At 69.9% G+C, this 21,590-nt stretch carries 14 protein-coding genes and 26 pseudogenes; 34 read left to right on the plus strand and 6 right to left on the minus strand.

The genetic code is table 11. From position 1 onward, the window contains the following. Nucleotides 1-17: 17 nt before the first annotated feature. From UK94_RS73580 to UK94_RS12095, 21 genes and pseudogenes are all read left to right on the plus strand, one after another. The coding region (locus UK94_RS73580) for a 4a-hydroxytetrahydrobiopterin dehydratase (protein WP_268761313.1) at nt 18-124 on the plus strand (107 nt) is incomplete at its 3' end. Nucleotides 125-604: 480 nt separating this feature from the next. Then, nucleotides 605-755: pseudogene (locus UK94_RS73585) on the plus strand (methyltransferase, FxLD system); the annotation flags it as partial. Between the two features lies 1 nt (nt 756). Then, nucleotides 757-805: pseudogene (locus UK94_RS49060) on the plus strand (hypothetical protein); the annotation flags it as partial. Between the two features lies 1 nt (nt 806). Beyond that, a pseudogene (locus tag UK94_RS49065) lies at nt 807-893 on the plus strand (hypothetical protein); the annotation flags it as partial. Between the two features lies 1 nt (nt 894). Next, nucleotides 895-1,345: pseudogene (locus UK94_RS49070) on the plus strand (methyltransferase domain-containing protein); the annotation flags it as partial. 1 nt (nt 1,346) lies between these two features. Further along, nucleotides 1,347-1,511 (plus strand): annotated as a pseudogene (locus UK94_RS49075) (methyltransferase, FxLD system); the annotation flags it as partial. A gap of 1 nt (nt 1,512) precedes the next feature. Further along, nucleotides 1,513-1,858 (plus strand): annotated as a pseudogene (locus UK94_RS49080) (methyltransferase, FxLD system); the annotation flags it as partial. A gap of 88 nt (nt 1,859-1,946) precedes the next feature. Next, nucleotides 1,947-2,102, plus strand: coding sequence for an FxLD family lanthipeptide (locus tag UK94_RS32440; protein ID WP_095212685.1), 156 nt, complete (start codon nt 1,947-1,949; stop codon nt 2,100-2,102). 273 nt (nt 2,103-2,375) lie between these two features. Further along, nucleotides 2,376-4,097, plus strand: a pseudogene (locus UK94_RS49085) (lantibiotic dehydratase family protein); the annotation flags it as partial. 1 nt (nt 4,098) lies between these two features. Then, a pseudogene (locus UK94_RS49090) lies at nt 4,099-4,793 on the plus strand (thiopeptide-type bacteriocin biosynthesis protein); the annotation flags it as partial. Between the two features lie 482 nt (nt 4,794-5,275). Further along, a pseudogene (locus tag UK94_RS49095) lies at nt 5,276-5,554 on the plus strand (lantibiotic modifying enzyme); the annotation flags it as partial. Nucleotide 5,555: 1 nt separating this feature from the next. Then, nucleotides 5,556-5,635: pseudogene (locus UK94_RS49100) on the plus strand (hypothetical protein); the annotation flags it as partial. Between the two features lies 1 nt (nt 5,636). After that, a pseudogene (locus tag UK94_RS49105) lies at nt 5,637-5,839 on the plus strand (lanthionine synthetase); the annotation flags it as partial. Between the two features lie 7 nt (nt 5,840-5,846). Continuing rightward, nucleotides 5,847-5,936: pseudogene (locus tag UK94_RS49110) on the plus strand (hypothetical protein); the annotation flags it as partial. 20 nt (nt 5,937-5,956) lie between these two features. Further along, a pseudogene (locus tag UK94_RS49115) lies at nt 5,957-6,113 on the plus strand (lanthionine synthetase); the annotation flags it as partial. 1 nt (nt 6,114) lies between these two features. Beyond that, nucleotides 6,115-6,203, plus strand: a pseudogene (locus tag UK94_RS49120) (hypothetical protein); the annotation flags it as partial. Nucleotide 6,204: 1 nt separating this feature from the next. Then, nucleotides 6,205-6,526: pseudogene (locus tag UK94_RS49125) on the plus strand (lanthionine synthetase LanC family protein); the annotation flags it as partial. 203 nt (nt 6,527-6,729) lie between these two features. Further along, on the plus strand, nt 6,730-7,275 hold a 546-nt coding region (locus tag UK94_RS49130), incomplete at its 3' end, for a thiopeptide-type bacteriocin biosynthesis protein (RefSeq protein ID WP_268761314.1). A gap of 1 nt (nt 7,276) precedes the next feature. Next, nucleotides 7,277-7,411, plus strand: a pseudogene (locus tag UK94_RS49135) (bacteriocin biosynthesis protein); the annotation flags it as partial. A gap of 1 nt (nt 7,412) precedes the next feature. Next, nucleotides 7,413-7,581, plus strand: a pseudogene (locus UK94_RS49140) (hypothetical protein); the annotation flags it as partial. A 124-nt stretch (nt 7,582-7,705) separates the two neighbouring features. Further along, on the plus strand, nt 7,706-8,365 hold a 660-nt coding region (locus UK94_RS12095), incomplete at its 3' end, for a hypothetical protein (protein WP_235487579.1). Nucleotides 8,366-8,399: 34 nt separating this feature from the next. Here the strand turns inward: UK94_RS12095 and UK94_RS49145 are convergent. Then, nucleotides 8,400-8,624 (minus strand): annotated as a pseudogene (locus tag UK94_RS49145) (hypothetical protein); the annotation flags it as partial. Nucleotides 8,625-10,307: 1,683 nt separating this feature from the next. On the opposite strand from UK94_RS49145, the gene UK94_RS12110 reads away from it, so the two are divergent. The 10 genes and pseudogenes from UK94_RS12110 to UK94_RS49190 form a co-directional block, all read left to right on the plus strand. Beyond that, nucleotides 10,308-10,994, plus strand: a complete 687-nt coding sequence (locus UK94_RS12110) for a hypothetical protein (RefSeq protein ID WP_055749884.1) — start codon at nt 10,308-10,310, stop codon at nt 10,992-10,994. A 142-nt stretch (nt 10,995-11,136) separates the two neighbouring features. Further along, nucleotides 11,137-11,211, plus strand: a pseudogene (locus UK94_RS49150) (thymidylate kinase); the annotation flags it as partial. A gap of 1 nt (nt 11,212) precedes the next feature. Beyond that, nucleotides 11,213-11,498, plus strand: a pseudogene (locus UK94_RS49155) (thymidylate kinase); the annotation flags it as partial. Nucleotide 11,499: 1 nt separating this feature from the next. After that, nucleotides 11,500-11,709 (plus strand): annotated as a pseudogene (locus UK94_RS49160) (thymidylate kinase); the annotation flags it as partial. Between the two features lie 53 nt (nt 11,710-11,762). After that, nucleotides 11,763-11,882: NUDIX domain-containing protein (locus UK94_RS49165; RefSeq protein WP_235487637.1), on the plus strand; the 120-nt coding region annotated here is incomplete at its 3' end. Between the two features lies 1 nt (nt 11,883). Continuing rightward, nucleotides 11,884-12,086 (plus strand): annotated as a pseudogene (locus tag UK94_RS49170) (NUDIX domain-containing protein); the annotation flags it as partial. A gap of 34 nt (nt 12,087-12,120) precedes the next feature. Then, nucleotides 12,121-12,534, plus strand: coding sequence for a hypothetical protein (locus UK94_RS12125; protein ID WP_235487581.1), 414 nt, complete (start codon nt 12,121-12,123; stop codon nt 12,532-12,534). A gap of 74 nt (nt 12,535-12,608) precedes the next feature. Continuing rightward, a partial coding sequence (locus tag UK94_RS49175) for an endonuclease/exonuclease/phosphatase family protein (RefSeq protein ID WP_235487583.1) occupies nt 12,609-12,899 on the plus strand: 291 nt, incomplete at its 3' end. 1 nt (nt 12,900) lies between these two features. Next, nucleotides 12,901-12,947: pseudogene (locus tag UK94_RS49180) on the plus strand (hypothetical protein); the annotation flags it as partial. Nucleotides 12,948-12,990: 43 nt separating this feature from the next. Next, a pseudogene (locus UK94_RS49190) lies at nt 12,991-13,388 on the plus strand (endonuclease); the annotation flags it as partial. 10 nt (nt 13,389-13,398) lie between these two features. Here the strand turns inward: UK94_RS49190 and UK94_RS49195 are convergent. Continuing rightward, nucleotides 13,399-13,665: hypothetical protein (locus tag UK94_RS49195; RefSeq protein WP_235487585.1), on the minus strand; the 267-nt coding region annotated here is incomplete at its 5' end. 628 nt (nt 13,666-14,293) lie between these two features. Between UK94_RS49195 and UK94_RS12140 the strand changes: the two genes are divergently transcribed. The 3 genes from UK94_RS12140 to UK94_RS12155 all read left to right on the plus strand — a co-directional run bounded on the left by UK94_RS12140 (nt 14,294) and on the right by UK94_RS12155 (nt 16,490). Further along, entirely contained in the window at nt 14,294-14,512 is a 219-nt protein-coding gene (locus tag UK94_RS12140; protein WP_055749890.1) for an SAM-dependent methyltransferase, read from the plus strand. Next, nucleotides 14,509-15,204, plus strand: coding sequence for a hypothetical protein (locus tag UK94_RS12145; RefSeq protein WP_157734212.1), 696 nt, complete (start codon nt 14,509-14,511; stop codon nt 15,202-15,204). The genes UK94_RS12140 and UK94_RS12145 overlap by 4 nt, the downstream gene beginning before the upstream one ends. A 1,103-nt stretch (nt 15,205-16,307) precedes the next feature. Next, the gene (locus UK94_RS12155; RefSeq protein ID WP_055749893.1) at nt 16,308-16,490 is read left to right on the plus strand and encodes a hypothetical protein; all 183 of its coding nucleotides are present in this window, start codon (nt 16,308-16,310) and stop codon (nt 16,488-16,490) included. Between the two features lie 2,123 nt (nt 16,491-18,613). On the opposite strand, the gene UK94_RS49200 is transcribed toward UK94_RS12155, so the two are convergent. The 4 genes and pseudogenes from UK94_RS49200 to UK94_RS49215 all read right to left on the minus strand — a co-directional run. Further along, a partial coding sequence (locus UK94_RS49200; RefSeq protein WP_235487587.1) for a 2'-5' RNA ligase family protein occupies nt 18,614-18,843 on the minus strand: 230 nt, incomplete at its 5' end. Nucleotide 18,844: 1 nt separating this feature from the next. Further along, nucleotides 18,845-18,925 (minus strand): annotated as a pseudogene (locus UK94_RS49205) (2'-5' RNA ligase family protein); the annotation flags it as partial. A 1-nt stretch (nt 18,926) separates the two neighbouring features. Then, nucleotides 18,927-19,039 (minus strand): annotated as a pseudogene (locus tag UK94_RS49210) (2'-5' RNA ligase family protein); the annotation flags it as partial. Nucleotides 19,040-19,260: 221 nt separating this feature from the next. After that, nucleotides 19,261-20,790: a hypothetical protein gene (locus UK94_RS49215; RefSeq protein ID WP_235487589.1), complete on the minus strand. Its 1,530-nt coding sequence runs from the start codon at nt 20,788-20,790 to the stop codon at nt 19,261-19,263. Nucleotides 20,791-21,590: the final 800 nt, after the last annotated feature.

Consider the following 21,590-nt stretch of genomic DNA (forward strand, 5'->3'; position numbering starts at 1 on the left):
CCGACATCGAGCGGCTGATCGGCCACCATGCGGACATTGACCTGCGTTGGGACACCATCCGCTTCGGGATCACCACCCACGACGCCGGGCACCGGATCACTGAGGCCGATTTCGATCTCGCGCGNCNCATCGACGCCATCGCCCTAGCCCACATCACGGAACCGGCCGCATCGTCGGTGGGACGTGGCGGCTGACGGAGCGATGACGACGCGGCAACCGCGTGGCCGGCTTGTTGGTTAGTTGCATGGATCTGGCCGGAGACCTGATCCGGGTCGGCACCATGTGCCAGACGCGCACCGCCGAGGCTGCGGGGCGCGACCGATGAAGGACGAGCCGGATCGACGCCGGCTCCTCCGATGAGGACCGATCTGGGGCCCCGCGGATAACTTGGCGGGTGAAGATTTCGACCCTCCTACCTGTCCGACAGGCCGAACCGGAGCAGGTGCCGATCGCTGTCTCCGCAGGTCAGTGGTCCTCTTGAGGCCCGAACGAAATCTTCCCATCGCGGGGAATGTGTTGCTCCTTCGAGTGGGGCATTGTTGCGAGGCGTTCACTCCTGTCCGTGGACGATCATGAAGCGCCCAGNATGTGAAGGAGGAGCTTGGTGCCTACCCCAGCAGCCGACGCCATCCCTGATCAGGACGATGTTCGGCCGGAGGATGTCGCCCGGTTGAGTGAGCAGCTCGTGCGGGAGTTGCGCGAGCTGAAGGCGATCGTGACTCCCGAGGTCGAGCGGGCGGTGCGGGCGGTGCCGCNGCACCTGTTCGTCCCGGAGGTCCCGTTGGAGAAGGCGTACGCCGCCGAGNACCACTACGTGACGAAGAAGGACGAGCACGGGGTCAGCATCAGCTCGGTGTCCGCCGCGCGTGTGCAGGCGATGATGCTGGAGCAGGNCGGGGTGCGGCCGGGCATGCGGGTCCTGGAGATCGGGAGCAGCGGTTACAACGCGGCGCTGCTCGCCGAGCTGGTCGGCAAGGACGGCGAGGTCGTCTCGATCGACATCGATCCCGGCGTCCTGGACCGGGCTCGCCAGCTACTGCCGGCCGCCGGATATGACGAGGTCATTCTCCTGCGGGCGGACGGCGAGTTCGGTGCGCCGCAGTACGCGCCCTTCGATCGGATCATCGTCACGGCCGGCGCCTGGGACATCCCGCCGGCGTGGGTCGACCAGCTGGCCCCTGGTGGCCGGATCGTCGTCCCGCTACGGATGCGGGGTCTGACCAGGAGCATCGCGTTCGACCTCGACGGCGACCGCCTCGTCGCCCGGGACTACCAGCTGTGTGGCTTCGTCCCGATGCAGGGTGTCGGGGAGAACCGCACGAGTTTGGTACTGCTGCACGGCGCCNAGGGCGAGGAGGTCGGCCTGCGCCTCGACGAGGGGCAGCAGGTGAACGCTCCCGCGCTGGCCCGAGCGTTGCATCAGCCTCGGGTGGAACGCTGGTCGAACGTGACGGTCGGTGGCTTCGAGCCGTTCGACAACCTCGATCTGTGGCTGGCCACTGTCCTGGACGNCTTCGTCCTGCTGACGGCGAAGCCGCAGGCCCGGGAGCGCGGTCTGGTCGCGTCCGTCTCCCCGCTGGGCGTGGCGACGCTGGCCGACGACGACAGCTTCGCGTACCGGACGGTGCGACCAACCAGTGAGGAACGGACCCTATTCGAGTTCGGGGTCTACGGCCATGGCCCGAACGCTGATGCCCTCGCGGACCATCTGGCCGAACAGATCCGCCTCTGGGACCGCGACCATCGCCAGGACCAAGCCCGCATCGAGGCCCATCCCCTCGGCACACCCGCCGAGGAGCTTCCCGCCGGTCGTCTGATCGACAAGCGGCACCGTCGGATCACGATCTCCTGGCCGTGACCGGAGTCCCTCCGCGCACCAGCAGGGACTCGCACCTGTCCAGCACCGCCCTCTCTATCCACCATTGTCCTTCGGAAGGGAAACCGCCATGGAAACGACCCTCACCCCGGCGCCCGCCGACTTCGACCTGGACGTGGAGATCGCCACGCAGGGCGCGATCATTCCCGATCTCCTGAACAGCACCAGCGACAACTGCACGAGCACCTGCCAGAGCGCGTGCTCCAACAGCACCTGCGTCGCCTAGCCGACCGGCTCGGCCACGTGCTGGAACCCGCGAGCCGCGGGTTCCAGCACGACAGGAGATCACGAGGAGGAGGCGTCTCCGGTGTATCGGATGGTCGACACGGCCCTCGTCCGCGCAGCGTCCCACACCGCCGAGTCGGAGTCGATGACCTGGCCGGATCTCACGGGCGACTCGGCAGCGGACGTGGAACGCTGGCGGGACTGGATCAAGCAGGTGTGGTCCCAGGAGTCGATTGCCCAGGCAGTCGAGGTTGCCAGCGCGCTGTTCGCCGGNCGTGTCCAAACGGTCCTCGACGGGCGGGTACACGAGCCTCGGCCGGTGCGGCGGGTGACGGCCACGCTGATCCGCTATCTGCTGCGGAGTCGGCATCGGGCGACCCCCTTCGGCCTGTTCGCCGGAGTCGCCCCAGTCCGTTTCGACCAGCGCCTCACCGTGCGCTGGGGTGCGGAGCACCGGGTCGTGGCCAGAGTGGACGCGGCCTGGCTCGCGGACGTCGTCGCCAGCCTGGAGCGGTGCCCCGAGCTGGTGCGTCGCCTACCGGTCATGGTCGATCCGACCCACCTGGTCCGGGGCGGCAGACTGATCATCCCCTGTCAGCAGCCGGGCGCCGACGGAGCGGACGGGCCGGCAGAGGTCTCCCTGCGGTACACGCCTGCGGTGGCGAGAGTCCTGGACGTCGCGCGGGTTCCGGTCCGGGCCTCGGTGCTGGCCCAGGAGATCGCGAACGCCTATCCCGGGGTAGCGGCGTCAATGGTCGATGGGCTTCTCGGTGAGCTGGTGGCACGTCGCGTTCTGTTGACTGGCCTACGCCCTCCAATGACGGCCACCGATCCGCTCAGCCACGTCGCCGCCGCACTGTCCGAGGCCGATGCCACCTCGATCCCGGCCATCGCCGGCACCCTCACCACGCTGATCGCCATCCACGAGGTGCTCACCGAGCACAACCGCGCCGCCGCCCAGGAACAGCCGCCTCTCCGACGCGCCGCACACCGAAAGATGACCAGGCTGGCGACTGGAGAGACAGCGACTACCGCTCTCGACCTGCGCCTCGACTGCGATCTCATGCTGCCCGTTCACGTGGCGAGGGAAGCAGAGAAGGCGCTGAGCGCGATCATGCGCCTCACTCCGTTTCCATTCGGCCCACCAGCATGGCGCGACTACCACGGCCGTTTCCTCGATCGATACGGGCCGGGCGCCGTGGTTCCGCTGCGAGACCTGGTCGACCCGGATATCGGCCTCGGGTTCCCCGCCGGCTACCGAGGCTCCACCATCGACCGTCCCCCGCCACGGTTGGCCCCGCGAGACGATCGGCTTCTCGCGCTCGCTCAGCGTGCCGCCCTCGACGGCGTTCGGGAGATCGAGCTTGACGACCGCTTGCTCGACGAGCTCCGCGACCCCACCGCCGATGATCAGAAGGCCACCTTGCCCGCGCACCTCGAACTGTGCTTCCACCTGCACGCCCCGACCACCGCGGCGTTGGAACGCGGCAGCTATGACCTCGTCGTCAATGGGCTGTCCCTGGCCGCGGGGACCCTGACGGGCCGATTCCTCGATCTGCTCGACCCGGCGGACCGCCGCCGCGTAGCCACGGCCTACGCAGGGCTGCCCACGCAAGACGCCGGAGCTGTCCGGGCGCAGGTCTCCTGCCCGCCGCTGCGGCTACGCACCGAGAACGTGAGCAGAGCCCCCGTTGTCCTGCCGCACGTGATCTCCCTGGGTGAGCACCGGAGCGAGAACGACACGATGCCGCTGGACGATCTGGCGATCAGCGCCGACGCCCGCCGCCTCTTCCTGATCTCCCGACGCGACGGGCGCAGGATCGAACCGGCGGTGTTTAACGCGGTGGAGCTCACCAACGTCGCGCATCCGTTGGCCCGGTTCCTGTGCGAGCTTCCGCGGGCCGGATCGGCCGTGCTCATCCCGTTCTCCTGGGGAGTCGCCGCGACGATGCCGTTCCTGCCCCGCGTCCGATATGGCCGGACCGTGCTCTCTTCGNCGTGCTGGCGGCTGACCACCGCCGACGTCGCACCGGCCTCTGCCTCCTGGGAAGTGTGGGAGGACAGCATGGCCCGTTGCCGGGCGCGTTACCGGCTTCCTGAGGCCGTGGACCTAGGCGCGGCCGATCAGCGGCTACGTCTGGACCTCACGGAGAAGGCCCATCTCCAGCTGCTACGCGCCGACCTGGACCGATGGGGGCAGGTCACCCTGCACGAGGCGCCCGACTCCACCGCATGCGGCTGGTTCGACGGCCACGCCCACGAGATCACCGCGGCGTTCGCCGCCACCCAGAAACCCTCTCGTCCCGAGCCGTCGCCGGCCCGCCGACCCGCCGTGATCTTACGGAGCCACGGCTACCTCCCCGGCGGCTCCGGCTGGGCCTACGTCAAGCTGTATGGCCACCCGGACCGCGCCACGACGATCCTCACCGCCTACCTGCCCGCGCTGTTCGACGCCTGGGACACGCCGCCCGCGATATGGTTCCTCCGCTATCGCGACCCCGACCCGCACCTGAGGCTCCGCTTCCGGCTGACCGAGCCCGGCGACTTCGCGCACGTGGCGCGACGAGTCGCCGCCTGGGCGGCGCATCTGCGAGAGGACGGGCTCGTCGCCCGCGTCCAGTGGGACGCCTACCTTCCCGAGACCGGTCGCTATGGCACCGGACCGACTATGGCAGCGGCCGAGACCGTGTTCNCCGCCGACTCCACCGCCGCGCTCGCCCAGCTCCTGCACCCCATCGGATCCACCAGGCCCGGTCAGGCCGCCGTCCCTGTGACCGTGGCCAGTCTCGTCGACCTGGCGATCTCCTTCACCGGGGAGCTCGACGAGGCGATGCGCTGGTTGGGCCNCAGTGTGACGACCCGGACCGGTCCCACTCTGGACCGGTCGGTCCGGGACGAGACTCTGCGGCTCGCTGATCCACATAAGAACTTCGCACAGCTCCGCGCCATCCCCGGTGGATCACAGATCGTCGACTCGTGGGCACGCCGACGCGAGGCACTATCCCACTACCGAGACCGGCTGCACACCGGAGGCGGGCCGGACCCCAGCACGATCCTTCACTCGCTGCTCCACATGCACCACATCCGGGTGAACGGACTCGATGAGGCCGCCGAACAGGAATGCCGTCGGCTTGCCCGCGCCACGGCCCTCGCCTGGGCCGCCCGGAGCCGGGCATGAGCGCCGACGCCCGCGCCGACCTCGCTGATGCTGTCGCGGCCCGGCTGACCGTCCCCACCACGGTCGGCCCCAGCGCCGCGAAGCTCTCCCAGTCCCTGGCCCGGGGCGCGCCCGGCACCGCACTGCTGCACATCGAACGCGCCCGCGCCGGGCGCGGCGACTGGAGCACCGTCCACGCCTGGCTGGCCGCCGCCACCCGCACCCCGATCAACGCCGGGCCCGATGCCAGCCTGTACGTCGGTGCTCCGGCCGTCGCCTTCGCCGTCCACACCGCCNCCGCGAGGTCAGAGCGTTACCAGCGTGCCCTCACCACCCTGCACGCCACGGTCCGCCACCTCACGCGGGACCGACTCGACNGTGCCCACGGGCGCCTCGCCCGCGGCGACCCGCCCGCGTTCACCGAGTTCGACCTTCTCTATGGCCTGACCGGGCTCGGCGCCTACCACCTCCAGGTCGATCCTGACGGCGACGACCTCCGCCAGGTCCTCCGCTACCTCGTTCGCCTCACCAAGCCGATCCGCCGTCACGGCGACCAGTTCCCGGGCTGGTGGACCGATCTGNCCCCCNCCCGCCAGCGCTCGGCCGACTTCGCCGGCGGCCATGGCAACCTCGGCATGGCCCACGGCATCGCCGGCCCGCTGGCTGTGCTCGCCCTCGNTGCCCGCCGCGGAATCGTCGTGGACGGCCACCGAGACGCCATCGAACAGATCTGTTCCTGGTTCGACGCCTGGCGGCAGGACCCTGGACCGGGCGACACCGGGACATGGTGGCCGCAGTGGATCACTGATGGTGAGAGGAGGGCGGGGCAGATACGCCAGCTGGTACCGACCCGGCNCACCGCGTCCTGGTGCTACGGAACGCCCGGGATCGCGCGGGCGCAGCAGCTCGCCGCGATCGCCACCGGCGATCAGCCCCGCAAGCTGGNCGCCGAACACGCCCTCGCCAGCTGCCTGGCCGAAGCTGTCCAGCCCGGCCGCGTCGTTGACGCCGGCCTCTGCCACGGCTGGGCGGGACTGATCCTCACCGCGCGCCGCGCCGCGGCCGACGCGACCACCGGCACAGCTGGTCACCCGATCAGCGCCTTCCTTCCTCGGCTAACCGACGCCCTCATCCGGCACGTCCGCGCCGGCAGCGGCGAGGACGAGGGCCTCCTCGATGGTGACGCCGGCGTCGCCCTCGCCCTGCACACCGCCGACCTCAACGGATTTCCGTCATCCGGATGGGACACATGCCTCCTGATCGCCTGATTGGCACCCCGCCCGAGAGCCGGAATGTCGCGGCACGTGACGCTGAGACAGNGGTGCGGGCCGTCCTCGCTGGCACGCCGATCACCACCGCCGCAGCCCGCATCGGCCTGCCGGCCGCCCACCTCGCTGACGCCGTCGAGCTCTACCAGGCCGCAGGTCAGGCCGCGCTCGCGGCCCAGACCGCGCTGTCCGGCTGGTACCAGGTGCACGTCGCGTTCCCCGACCGGGCGACCGCCGAAACCGCGATGGCCTCGCAGGTCCACCCACCAGTTCGCGACGCAGAGGCCGAGGGAACCATCGACTCCTGGTGGTTCGTCCGCAAGACGCCCTTCTGGCGCCTGCGGTTCCAAACCACGAGGTCAGCGGACACCCAGGCGCTCGTCCGGCGCGTCCTCGACGACATGACTGCGAAGAACCTGGTCACGCGATGGTGGCCGGGCATCTACGAGCCCGAGACTGCGGTGTTCGGCGGCACCGCCGCGATGGACATCGCCCACCAGCTCTTCCACGCCGACAGCAGCGTCGTCCTCGACTACCTGCACCGCCACGATGCGGCCACGTCGGCGATGAAGCTGATCGGCCGACGCGAGCTGTCCCTGCTGCTGTGCAGCGCCCTGATGCGCGCCGCCGGCCAGGACTGGCATGAGCAGGGCGATATCTGGCACCGCGTGACCCAGATGCGTCCCCTCGACACCGGCCAAGACTCCGACCGGATAGCCGGCACGACGAGGAACGTGCGCCGCCTCCTCNCCCTCGACACAGGAGCGGAATCCGATCTTTTCGCCGAGGACAAGCCACTGACGTTCGCCCGGCCGTGGTTCACCGCCTTCACGACCGCCGGCAGCCAGCTGGCCAGCGCCGTCCACGACGGCTCGCTGAGGCGCGNCATCCGCGACGTCCTCGCCCACCATGTGATCTTCCACTGGAACCGTTTTGGACTGTCCGGCCCAGCCCAGGCCGTCCTCGCGCAAGCCGCCGCTGACGGCATCCTCGGATCACCTGTCCGCCCGGTCGAACCGCAGGCAGCGGCAGCGGACGATGTGGCCAGAACCTGACCAGCCCGCCGTCGTCCATCGGATGCGAGCCNCCCACACAAAGGCATGCATCGCCCTCGACGTCCGGCCCGCACCCGACGCCGTCGACCACTGGGGCTGGCAAGGCAGAACCCTCGGACGACCCGTGTCCGCCGAGCATGGCGCCTGCTGGCTTCGCCTTGCCAGCTCACCGGCCGACGAGATCGTCACGACCTTCTGGGACGGCGCGGTCGAAGCGCAGCGGCAGCTCCCCCGCTCCCTGCCCCGCCCGCGACTCGTCGGCTGTCACGACTGGACCGCCGGCCGGTGGGCCTACCGCGCCGAGCTGTACGATCTCGTATCCGGTCGCGTCCTCGCCCCTTCCGCGATCCTGACGACAGCGGCGGATCTTCCCGCGTCTTGGTGGGCTGCCCTACGCGAGGCGCTCGACGCCATCTCTGCCGTCCCGACGGACCGTCTGACGATCCATCGGAGCTATCTCTCCAGGGTCATGCTCCGCCACCTGGGCGCGCAGGCATTCGGCAGTGAGGTGACCGCCCCATGGACGACGGCCCACGGCGACCTTCACTTCGCGAACCTGGTCGGCCCTGACCTTCATCTGCTCGATTGGGAAGGCTGGGGCAGCGCCCCGGCCGGCTACGACGCCGCGACACTCCACGGCTACAGCCTGCTCGTACCCGCCACCGCCGCCCGCGTCCGCCACGAACTCGCCCACATCCTCGACACCCCAGCCGGCCATTACGCCGAACTCGCCGTGATCAGCGAAATCCTGGACAGCACCACACACGGCGAGAACCTCGCGCTGNCAGAGCCGCTACGCCGCCGCGCGGCTCTCCTCCTCAAAGACACAGCGGGCCCCACCCCCAGACATAGACGATCCGCACGCCCGACGAGAGGCCCCGCCGGTCAGTAGCCTCGGGCACTGGGCGGCCTTGGGCGCCGTCAACGGGCATAGCGGCGCCGTTGATCCAGATGGCGCGGTCGCCCCCGAACCCAAGGTTCTCGGCATCGCTCGGATCAGGGGTTCCCTGCGCACGTGGACCGAAGTCAGCCGCACGGTGCACNCGCTCACGCCGTGGGTCGCGCGGCCTTCGGTGCGCGATCTGAAAGACGCTACGGTGACGGCCAGTCTTCCGCTCGCAGCTGCGCACCGGCCCAGTCCGCCACTGTACGGATGACGGACTCCTGCCAGATCTGGGTCTGGGGGTCGGCGTAGGCAGGGTCGTCGTGGACCGCGATGCCGTGCTGCGCCCCATCGACCGCNACCAGGCGGACCTCACCTCCAAACCGGTCGACGGCTGNCCGCGAGCTGTCCACGGGGACGAAGGTGTCCTTCGTGCCGTGCACGATCAGCGTCGGAGCGGTCACAGCGCCGAGTTCGCGGTCAGGACGCAGGTAGAAGACCTCGTTGAGCAGCGGCCGGCCGAGCCGGAACGTCGGCGAATGCTCCAGGTATCCGTCGTCCGCCAGACGCCGTCCCGCGTCCTCGTCCGAGGACGCGAACGGATCATCGCCGGCGAGACGAAATTGTGAACTCGACGGATTACATCCTGGCAGGTCAGGCGCTATGCCGACACTCGAATCAGATGTTCGCCCTGTGGGGAATGACTGCGGTGTGGATCGCTTGGGACGCTGGAGACGTAAAGCGCCGGCGGCCACGAAGGTGGCGGTCGGCCAAGCCGGTTGCGTGCGCGTCTACGTTGAGAAGGACCTGATGATCGCATCCTCTCCACCTGTGCCTGCGGTCGATCCCGCGGCGCGGTCCGCCGGGGACGAGGAGTCTTCCCGCGCTGATGAACCTGTGGTCTTCACCGACGGGCACCACTTCAACCTAGCCGCGTCCTCGGACCTGGAGACGGTCGCGTCCGAGGCAGCCGGCCCTCTGTCGGTGATCCTTCAGGTCACCAAGAGATGCAATTTCGACTNCTCGTTCTGCTCCGAGACGTTGCAGGAGCCCGACCCCACCCTGGCCGCGCTGGAACGGATGCGGGACAACCTGGCTGGGGTACCCCGGGTGTTCCTGTCTGGCGGCGAGCCGCTGCTGCGCCGGGACATCGCGGACATCGTCGACATGTTCACTGGCACAGTCATCGGCCTGCCGACCAACGCGACGCGGGGACTCCAGCACGCGCGTGACCTTGCCGGCAAGGTCACGTTCGTCAACGTCGGCCTGGAAGGGCCGCGTGCGACGACGAACCGGGTCCGCGGCGACTACGACAAGGTCATGGAAGGAGTCCGCGCGTTCCAGGACGCNGGTCTGCCGCTGTCGCTGTCGGCCGTCGTTTACCGTTCGACGCTGACGGCGCTCCCGTTCACCCTCCAGATCGCCGACGTGCTCGACGCCGGGAAACTCAAGCTGATCCTCCCGCTGCGCAAGGGCAACGCGCTCGACCTCGCCGACCACGAGTTCCTCACCGTGCAGGAGGCCACGGCGGCGTTCGAGCGGCTGGTCGAACTGCGGACGGCGCACGACTGGCGGCCGGCGCTACGCCTGACTGCCTGGACGGCGGACACCGAAGGCCACATGATCGTGGTCAGCCCGCGGGGGCTGGCNANTGCCTGGCCGGTCTATGACGCCCCCGACCTGCTGGAACCGTTGGGTAACCTGCTNGACGAGTCGATCACCGAGATCTGGGCGCGGTACCGCTTCAAGCGCAACCACTACGCCAAGTATCTGGGCCGTTCGATCCACACGGCCAGCCGCACCGGCCGACCGCCGGCGGCGCGCCGCTCGTTGCGGATCGCGCATGCGTGAGGCGACCAACCTGAGCTGGACCGACACCCCGTTCGGCGGCGCACGGCGGCCGTTCGCCGACCGGACCTCCCTGTTGGCCGCCTTCTCGGTCAACGCGACCGCTGCCGCAGCCGTGTACCTCCCTCTGCCACGGACACGCTCGCTGACGGTGACCGACGCGACGGTGCGATTCGGCTTCCACGCCATCGCCGCCGAGGTTCCGGCGGAGACTGCTGCCGTCGTGACCTCCGTCGATGCGCAGCTGGTCCAGGCCCGACGTCGGGCAGCGATCCTCGCTGGACACCGGCTCGGCGACCAACTCACGGCCCTGACCGCCGCCAGCGCCGGACAGCCCATACGAGGGATCACCGCTGTGCGCGCCGCGTGGCACAGCCAGCCTTCGGAATGCGGTCTGGCTCGCCTTCATGACACCGGCAGACAACCGGGCCCGGTCACGTTGGCGGACATTTGCGCCGGCTACGCCCTCCACGCCCTGCCCGCCGATTTCCCCCTGGCTGGGGCTGACGGGTTCTGGGCAGCCTCACAGATCCTCCGGCAGCTCGTCGCGTACGCACTGGCGATCGCGCTGATCGCCGCGCGGAACGCGGACCGCTACCAGTGGGAAGCCCTCCACCTCGATGCCGTCGTCGAGGCCGCCGCCTGGGACCAACTCACCGACCTGCCGCCGCGCATCCCATGACCGGCGCAGGCGGCACCTCCGACAAGACCCGGCGCGTGTTCCCGCGTCCCGTCCCCGCTGGTTGCGGCGACCAGCTGCTGGTCGCGGAAGGAACTCGCTGATGCTGCGTAACTGCCTCGTCGTCGCGGTCGAGGGCACCCANGCCTCGGGCAAGACCACGCTGACCCACGCCCTCGCTGCCTACTACCGCGAACGCGGCGTCCACGTCGCCGCTGTGNCCGAACCGGCACGCAACAGCCCGTTCATCGAGGAGATCGTCGTGCACGGCCGCGGTGAGTTCGACCTGGAGACCGAGGTCGACCTCTTCGCCGCACAGCTGTCCAGCCAGCTACGCACCGCCCGCCAACACAGGCTGATCATCGCGGACAAGACGATCGCGAACGTCCTCGCCTACGCCTGGCTCGTCCTGCCAGGCGGCCCGGACGGGCCCCACGCCCCCGTCCTGCACGCGATGGAAGCCTTCTGCCGGGCCTGGGCGCATGTCTACGACGCGGTGTTCTACTGNTGCGACAAGTTCGACCAGCACCAGATCGGCGACCCCTACCGGTCGAAGGTTCTCGACATCCAGCCCGCCGCCGACCGGGTCGTACGCAGTATCTGCGCCACCGTAGGGCAGCGGATCTACGACATACCGCCGAACATGTCCACCGGAGCGCGGGTCGGCTGGATCGCCGACCGGCTCACCGCTCTCGGCCTCGACCCGACCACCCGCTGACCTGCATCGTTGGGAGACTGCCCGCCGTGCCGTACACCAGTGTCATCGACGTCATGCTCCTGCTCGTCCGGGACGAAACCGTTCTGCTGGCTTTGCGGTCCGGTACCGGTTTTGCGGACAATTGGTGGAATTTCCCCTCGGGGAAACTGGAAGCCGGCGAGGACGCCGCGACCNCGATCTGTCGCGAGGCCCGCGAGGAGATCGGCCTACACCTGGACCGCGGGTCGCTGTCGCTCGCCTCGACCGTGCACTTCCGCAACGAGCACGGCGAGGCTCGGCTCGGGCTGTTCTTCCACGCGCAGTCGTGGGAGGGCGAGCCGGTCAACGCCGAGCCACGCAAATGCGCCCGCATCGACTGGTTCCCACTCGACGCCCTGNCCGACAACACGTACCCCTACACGCGGATAGGTGTTGATCTGTACCGAAAGCGGCAAAACTTCGCCGTCTCCGGATGGGCGCCCACCGCCGCCTAGCCTCGACCTCTCGCGTGTCGGGTGCGGGGATCACCGGCAACGCAAACGCTGGTACACCCTGGATGCCCTCGCAGTCGTCGACCGCCGGCTCGCGCCGCTGCGTGAACGGTTCGGCCCGTCGAACCGCGACCTGGTGCGGGTGGCGCTGGCCTACAGCCTTCAGAGCGCCGACAATACGGCCGTGCTCGTCGGCTTCACCGCCCCCGACCAGGTCCGGGAGAACCTCACCGCCCTCGACACGCCGCTGTCCGTGGACGACCTGAGCTTCGTCCGCGCCACCCTCGGCCAGCTTCAGCAGGATCTCGACGCCGCCGGTGACGTCTTCCTCGACGAAACGCCCCCGCACGCATGAACCCGCGTGGCTATGACGCTGGGAGCCACCCGCAGCAGTCCCTGTTCCCGAGCCCACCCGCGCCGGCCGGGCCCGTGTCCACGACCGATCTGCGGCTGGTCACGTTTAACGCTCAGCACGCCGCACCCGACCGGGCCCGCCGCCAGGCCGCCTGGCTCGGCCAGCAGCCCGACGCCGACATCGTCGTGCTCACCGAAGTCGGCCACGGGCCCGGCGGCCCCGCGCTCCTCGACGCACTCGCGCAGCACGGCTACGCCCACATCCACGCCCCGCGGCCGGGCGTGCCCGACTACAGCACAGTCATCGCCTCCCGCAGCGCGCCCCTCGAACCCGTACCGACCGGCGTCGACATCCTTGCCCACCGCNCACCCGCCGTCGACCTGCGGATCGGTGGACAGCGGCTGCGTCTGGTCNGCCTCTACGTCCCGTCCCGAGGACCGGCCGAACGCCGCAACNAGAACAAGCGCGCCTTCCAACACGCGGTCACTCGGGCCCTGCCCGGCGTCCTTGCCAGGTTCGACGGGCCGGTTGTGGTCACCGGCGACCTCAACGTCGTCGAACCCGGTCACGTCCCGCACTACCCGGTCTTCGGCCGCTGGGAGTACGACTTCTACCGCTCCTTCACCGACGCCGGCCTGACCGATGCCTACCGTGCCCTGCACCCCGACGCCTCCGGCCACAGCTGGTACGGCCGTGGCGGCAACGGCTACCGCTTCGACCACACGTTCCTCACCACCGACCGGCTCGACCTGACCCGCTGCGACTACGTCCACGCTCCCCGCCAACATGGCCTCAGCGACCATGCCGCGATGGCGGTCGCCGCCGTCGCTGCTCCCGGGCAGCTTCAGCCGTAGGTCGCCGGCGTCAGTTCGATTCCGCCGCGATCCAGGCGAGGATCACCCGCCGTATGAAGGCTCGCCCTTCGGCGAGGTCCATGGCCGAGGTCTTGTTCGGGGTGCCGGGCATCCGGGCGTGCCGGGCGGCCTGTCCGCTGATACCGGGATGGTTCGCGGCCTGCTTGAACGCCTGCTTCTCGGTGTTCGTCACCCAGCCGAGTGCCACCGGGTCGCGTCCGTCCTTCGCGATCTCCCACACCTTGTAGAGCTCGACCCACCCAAGGTGCTTGGTCCGNCCGAGAATCGCCAGGGCTTCCGCGAGCGCCGGACCGCGGGCCGCGGCGGCTGCCTGCGGAGGGCCCGGCGGCGGTGGCGGNTCGGAGGCCACCGCGTCTCCTCCTATGACGACGCTCCCGATGCGGGTGGTCAATCTGATCGTCCTGGGCGTGAGGACGGCATGACGTCGATCACCGTCGTCATACATCCCGGTCAGCTCGACGGCNTGGAAGCCGGTGCTGTTCAGCCAGCCGATGCCGTTGACCCAGGCGAGCACCTCGGCCGCTGCCTCATGGAAGTCCGTGTCCTCGGGCCGGTGGTCCACCGCCGTCGAGGTGAGGTAGTAGNCCTCCTCGTCACGGACGACCTGAGTATCACCCGTGGGCAGGACCCGCGAGAGCAGAGCAAGGTCGGTTTCCCTGCCCCGTAGACGCGCTTGCAAGGCCATTCGCCCAGCATACGGTCCTTGGCGATCTCCGAAACCGGATTCGTGTGGTGGAAGAAGCCGTCTGTCGGTGAACCATCATCGCTGGTCAGCAGCGTGCAATGGCGCGAATGGTTGCTTCGTGCGTGGGGGGATGACCAGCCTCGCGACGACTGCAACCATGATCTTGAACATTCCCCGAGGCCGAGAGGTTGCNCAGCCGATGACGACCGAGCAGACGACCCAGGTAGCCGACTCCTACCGGGCGCAGGGCATCGCCGGGCAGTTGCGGACCCGTGCCGAGGTGGAGCGGTTCTTCGACGGGCTGGACCTGGTCGTACCGGGCCTCGTGCTGGCCCACCGCGGGCGGCCCGGTGAGACCGCGGCGGACCTTACGGACGCGCAGGTCAGCGTCTACGGCGCGGTCGCCCGCAAGTCATGATCCGTAGACCTCGGGTGCTGATCATGCTGCCGGACGGTGGTCTGTCGCTGGTGGCGGGCATCGTCGCCGGAATGGGCCAGGCCGCGCGGATCGTGGCGCTGGTGCCGTCGCTTGCCGTCGGGGCGGCGGAGCGTGGGGGTGCCGGGCGGGTCGTGGCGGACCTGGCGGCGGGGCTACCCGTCGCGGACGGGGCTGTCGACATGGTCGCCGGCTCCGGGATCGTGCCGGCGGATCCGACGCGGCTGCTCGATGAGGCGTGCCGGGTCCTCACCCGGTCGGGGCAGGTCGTGTTCACCGTGACGATGGCGCATCTGCGTCAGCCCGTCTGCGAGCTGCCCGGCCTCACGGACGACGATGCGCGGCGGATCGGCCGTGCTGTCGGCGCGGCGGTGGCCCAGGGTCCGCATCCGTGGGACGCGCTGATCGAGGTGATGTCCACCGGCCGGCCGGGGCTGCGCCCCGCCGACGTCACCGTGATGGAGATGACCGACGACCTGGACCATCAGGGTGTCGAGGAGTACCTGTACGCGTCGACACCTATCTCGCCGTCCCCGGTGGCGGCGGTGCGGGCCGATCTCGATGTGCGGGCGGCGCGTCGGTTCGAGGCGGCCTGCCACCGGGCCGTCGACGTCCACGGTGCGCTGCGACTGCGTTCCCCGGTGGTGTGCCTGCGTGCCTGGCGGGCCGCATGAGCAGCCGCGACGGCCGTCGTGCGGGCCGTCGACCGGTAGGGCCAGCGCGATCGTCGTACAGCCGGATCGAGCTGCGATCCGCGCTGGCGACCGCCGCGGTACGCGCCGCGAACAGAATCCGGAGGGGGTCGGTAGTAGGGGTGTCCCTGCCGGCCCCGCTCCGGCCCGGCATCGGCCCATGGATCGCGGAAGCCGAGAGCAGGTGCACGCGGGGAGCATTCCTTCGCCTGCGCGTGAACATACCGACCGTCACGTCCAGGACCGGACGGCACCATGATTGATCTTCACGCGTACACGTCGACGTCTGGTGGCAGTCTGATGCCGCACGAGCTGGTCGCGCAGGCCGCCACGGCCGGCGTCAAGGTTCTCGCGATCACNGATCGGGACACGGTGGCGGGGATCGACCCGGCGGCGGCGGTGCTGCCGGCGAGGATGACGCTGGTCCCGGGTGTGGAGATCTCCTGCCAGGCGGTCGTCGGTGGGCGGCCGTGGCCGGTCCGTCTGCTCGCCTACCTGTTCGACCCCGACGATCGGCCGGTGAGCGAGCTGCTCGGCCGGGCCCGGGACAGCGCCGAGCTGCGGGCACGGCGNGCCGTCCGGTTGTTGCACATGGAGGGCTATCCGGTCGACTGGCCGCAGGTAGCCGCCCAGGCCCAGGGCGGACCGGTGGGCCGCAGGCACATCGCGGCAGCCCTGGTCACCGCAGGCATCGTGCCCACCCTCGACGCCGCGCTCGGGCGGGGCTGGCTCGGCGTCGGCGGCCCGTTCCACATCGCCTCACGGNAGCCAGATGTCACCGCGGCGCTGACCGTGGTCCGCGGCGCCGGAGGCGTCGCCGCACTCGCGCACCCCTGCGCGTCGCTGCCCGTGGACCTTCTGACCGATCTGGCGGCACGCGGCCTGTCCGCCATCGAGGTTGATCACCCCCGGCATGACGACGACACCCGCCGCCGGCTGCACGATGTCGCCGGGGGGCTGCGTCTGCTGCCGATCGGTGGCAGCGGCTACCACAGCCCACCAGGACACCTCGGCTCCGAGACCACACCGCCCGCCGTCTACCGGCGGCTCATGGCCCAGGCCACCGGCACCCCACCGATCCGCCGATGAAGCCATCGTGCGGACCTCGATGGCGGGTCGTCGACCTGGACGACGACACGCGGTGGGAGGAGATGGACCCGGCCGTACGCGAAGCGGTCGACGAAGCGGGCCGGGCCGGCTGGGGGCTGGTCTACGTGTGGGTTGGTCTGGGCGTGGCCTTCCTCCTGTACCTGCTCGTGTGCCGGTAGCTGGACGGCCACTCTGCCTGTCGCCCCTGCGGGCGGAGCGGCCACACCTCTGACAGGAGNGGAGGGGAGCGGGGTGATGGCAGACATCGACACGCAGGGCCGGTTGCGGCCCGCGGGCCTGACCGGGGCGGTACCGCCGACGTTCACGGTGGCGCCCTGCGATCTGGAGCGGCGGGTGCTGGCCGGCTTCTGGCGGCGCAGCCTGCAAGCCGGCGCGATCTACGAGAGGTACTGCGCGGCGATCGCGGGCACCGAACGCGACCACCGCGGGTGGGAACAAGGAAGGGAACCGGGATGACGCTTACCAGCGCGGGAATCGTGATTACCGTCTGTGTGGCGATGGGNCTGCTCCTGGCCTGGTACGCGGACCTGATCCGCCAGGCCCTGCGGCACCANCCCCACCGCGAAGTCCACCTCGCCATGATCACAGGAGCGCGAANCGGCCTGATCATCTGGATGATCGGAGTGGGCGTCTGGACGCTGGNGCACCGGTGAAGATCCACGCTTTCGATATCGGCGCGTCGGCCATCAAACAGGCCATCGTCGACACCGGCCCGCCCTGCCAGATCGTCACCGCGCTACCCGTGCTACGGCTCCCCCCGACACCGACATTCCACGCAGTGCAGGAACGCATCCTCGCAGCGCTGACCGGCGCGGTCGACGCCGAGCGGGTCGCGATCGCAACCGCCGGCGCGATCGACGCCGACGGAACCGTGATCCGCGCCGGGGCCATCCAGGGATACACCCGCATCCACTGGCCCACCTTGCTCGCCGACTTCTTCCCCGACCTACGCGGACGGGTCCACGTCGTCAACGACGGCGCCGCCGCGACCTGGGCGGAATACCAGCGACGCGGCGGCCACGGCGTTCACGTCCACTTCGCGCTCGGTTCCGGGATCGGCGGCGCCATCGCCCTGGGCGGCCGGCTCGCCCCGGGCACCCCCGCCGGCCTCGGACACATCCTCGTCGACAACACCAGCACGCTGCGCTGCTCGTGCTCCCGCACCGGCTGCGTGGAAACCCTCGCGGGAGCGCGGGCGATCCGCCGCGGCTACCCACCCCCGCCCACCACCTCGCCGCGCACCACCACGCCCCCACGTACCAGAGTCCCCACGCTGGCCGAACTCGTCCACAAGTCGCGGGCCGGGGATCGTGCGGCCCGGCGCACGTTCGAGGCTGCCGGCCACTGGCTCGGCATCGCCGCCGCGACCATCCTCAACATCCTCGCCCCCGACGTGATCACCATCGGTGGGGGGCTCGCGCAGGCCGCCCTCAGCGCCGCCGGCCCCGATGACGGCTACCTCGCCGCCGCCCGGCGCGCACTACAGACCCACGCGGTCCCCCGCCTGGCCGACCGGGCCGTTCTCATCCCCGCCGCCCACCCCACGGACGGGCCACTGATCGGCGCCGCCCTCCTCGCCGCCCCGGACGGTGACCTGTGATCGACGAGACGCGCGCCCATGAGATCGCCGCCGCGTTGCTCGNGCGGCCCNCCGACGACCCGCAACAGCCCTGGAGCCTCCACGAGTTCCCCCAGGGCTGGCTGATCAACCGGACTGCGCATCTCACCGAGGAGTACGCGGGCGTGGCGGGATACGTCATTGAGAAGAACCCCGGCCGGATCATGTGCTTCCCCTCGTTCGTCCCGCCCCCCCGGATCCTGCGCGACTACGACGCCATCGTCGACCGGGGCTACCCGGAGAACATCGATGATTGACACGACAACAGCCCGCAAGATCGCGGTTCAGCTCCTCGGACGGCCCAGCAACGACCCGACACGACCCTGGAACCTCATCGAGTTCCCCCAGGGCTGGATCATCAACGAAACCGGCTACCTCGGCGACAACTTCGTCGGCTCCCTCGGACACGTGATCGAGAAGGAGGACGGACGGGTGCTGCGCTTCCCAACCCGTATTCCGACTGGTCGNATCATGACCGAGTACGACGCCGTTGTGAGGACCGCGAGGGTCGTCTCGACCTGGCGGGCGCCGGCAGATCTTGCCTAGATCTCGCGTGTCCTGGTTGGCCTCGCTCAGCTGCTCCTCACCGATCCTGAGCCGCCGGTCAGCGGTCCGCACCCGGAAGAATCGAGTCCCTCGGGTGCATCACCGCGCCGCCCGGCGTTAGGCGCTCAGAGAGACGACGGCCACGGTATCCCACTGGTAGGTCCGGCCGTCGCGGTACAGTCGTACCAGCCGAAGATCGGTCACGGAGACCTCGGCTGGGGGCAGGTCTCGCAGCGCCGTGACCCGTTGGATGATCGGTTCCGCGGGTGTGTCGCGGTTGCTGTAGGCGATGCCTACGTGCGGACGGAAACGCTGCTTGACGGCGGGCAGGCCGCAGGCGGAGGACANGTCGTCCACGGCGTGCCGCAGTCTGATCAGCGGTTCCCAGGGGGTGACGGTGAAGCGGACCGCGCCGCTCGATCCGGCCAGNGGGCCGACCCGCAGCCGGAACGCAGGCTGGTGACGGCACTGTTCGACGACCTGGCAAGTGACTGTGGTGAGGATGACGGGGTCGATCTCGTCGGTGAACGCGAGCCGGCGCACGGTGAGGTGCAGCCCGTCGGCGGGTACCGGGTCGAGACATGCGAGGTCGTGCAGCTGCTGCTGGCAGGTCGCGGCTAGGNCGCGCAGCGCGGCGCTATCGAACGTCAGGAACCAGTGGAAGCTGCTCCGGCCCGGGGTCCAGCCGGGCCGGTCCCAGTGGTCGGTCATCGAGGGTAGGACCCGGAAGCGTTCCCAGTCGTCATGGACCGGGTCGTGCTCGCTCACCGCGGCGTGCTGTGGGGCAGTGCCTGGGACACTTCGGCGAGTTCGGCGACGGCGGGCAGGGTCCGCCAGGGCGCGGTGCGGCGGGCGAGTTCCTGGCCGCGCTGGCGGATCGACTCGATCGGGGCGGCACCGGCGCGGGTGAGGGCCTCGACGCCGAGCGTGGCGCTGTGTTCCGGCTCGGGGTCGGCGCCGGCCGTCAGCGCGGTGGCGACATCGAGGGTGATCAGGACATCGCTCCACCGGGAACGGTCGGCGCCCGGCATGCTGCTGGCGGTCTGGGCGTAGCTCTGGACGAGGGCGGTGTCGCCGGTGCCGACGTGGGCGGTCGCGGCGTTCGCCGCGATCCGCGCGAGGCTGTAGGCGCCGAAGGAAATGCACGGCGACATGCCCTCGGGTAGCTCGGTGTCCTCGGCGAGGTCGAACGCGCGGCCGACGGCTTCCCGCACGCCGTCGCGGTCGCCGAGCTGGCCCAAGGCGCGGGCTTCGCCGTTGATCGCCAGCCGGATCGCCTGCGGCCCGCCCGCGGCGTGGGTCTGTCCCTCGCGTGCCAGTTCTAACGCCAGCCGGTAGTCACCGGCGTAGTAGGCGCACAGGCTTTCGGTGCCCCGTACCCAGGCCGCCAGATCGCTGTCCTCGACGGCCACTGCGAGGGTGAACGCCTCCAAGCAGTAGGCACGCGCGAGCGGGAAGTCCCCGAGGTTCACCGCCATATAGCCAGCCAGCCCCGACAGTTGCCCAGCGGCCCGCAGCATCCGGATACGGTCCCTGGGCAGCTGCCAGCCCTCGACGAGGGTTTGCACGCCCTTCCGTTGCCGCACGACAAGAGGCATCAAAAGCGCTGGGCCCCGCGCCTCATAGGAGGCGACACAGTCCTCGATGAAACCGTCAAGATAATCGAGAAAGGGCGTTTGCGTAGAGGGTCCTGTGAAGTATTGCAGCCGAAGGCCGACGTCGAGCAGTTCCGCCTGCCGGTCAAACCCGCCGCCAAGGGAAGCGGTCACGTCCGCGGCAGGCGAGACCATCGCCGGAGCGGGCGTTCTGATGCCATTTCCGACTATCTCGACCTGCGCCGCGTCCCTGGGCTTTGGTAGTTCTTCGGGTCTGACTCGCATAGTTTTCGTCGTCTTGCTGATAAGGAGGTTATCGGCGGGGGTGAGGTGTTCACGGTCGTCGAGGTCGATCAGGTTGTGGATGCTGGTGTCGTAGACCTCGGCGAGCAGCGCGAGGATCTGGGGGGTTGGCCGGCGGCGGTTGTTCGGCAGCGGCCAGTTCTCCAACTCCGACAACCGCGGGCCGGTCATCGTGGCGGCGCCGCTGGGGTCTAGACCGGTACGGGCGGCGTGGGCGTTGATGTGGTTCGCAGCCTGCGTCTGGGTCCAGCCGTGCGCGACGCGGTAGGCGGTGCGGGGGCGCAGCTGGTAGCGGCGGGCGAACTCGACGGCGATCTCGTCGTGGGACATTCCCGCCGTGCGCATCCGCGCCCGTAGCTCCGCCTGCTCCACCCGCAGGCTGGGCCTGGTCGTCACGAGGGCTTGGGCTCCTCTCTCGTCCTGCACCGAAGCTGGTGGCGGACGGCGAGTCGGAATGCGCCAACAGTAGCCCTCGATGCTCATCGTCCCAAGTGGTCCGGCGCGGCTCGCTGTGNCGTGTCCCTCGGGCTCGACCTGCCTTGGCGTGTTCGCGGCTGCCGAGGGGCGCCTGTGGATGTGGTGCGAGTCGTCGGCGGTGCCCGCGTTGGCGCGGCTTGCTGCCCGCCTATGGCCGCGGCCCGACGAGGTCCTCTGCACGCCTCAGATCGCCTGTTCGGGTCGTGACAGCGATCTAGTGCAGTAGCCCGATCGGGTGGTAGCGACTAGTCCAAATGAGTCATTTCCCGCTGGGATGCCGGTCCTACTGCGCAGTGGGAACGCCGCGATGCAACGCGGCCGGAGTAGTCCTAGATGGAGGGTTTTCCTTTCCGGGGTCGAGTTGGCCGTTCGTTGGAATTTCCTGCGAGGTGGGCACTGTGCAGGTCCGGGCTCGTACACCACGACTTCGCCAGCGGGCTCGGTGGGGCGCCGCCGGTGCCCTGACTGCTGCCGTGGTGGTGCTGGCCGCCTGTAGCTCTGGCGGTTCCGCGCCTGATCCGGCCGCGAGCAGCAGCGCTGTCTCCTCACCGGCGCTCTCAAGCGGGACGCCGTCCCCGACGCGGACGTCTCCGGCAGACCTCGCGNGGCGGGACGCGNTCGCCGCGTACCTCGGGATGTGGAAGGCGTACGCGCAGGCCAGCCACACCTCCGATTGGCGGGCTCCGTATCTGTCGCAGTACGCCGCAGGTGACGCGTTN

The sequence above is a fragment of the Frankia sp. AvcI1 genome (assembly GCF_001420875.1).
Taxonomy (GTDB): Bacteria; Actinomycetota; Actinomycetes; order Frankiales; family Frankiaceae; genus Frankia; species Frankia alni.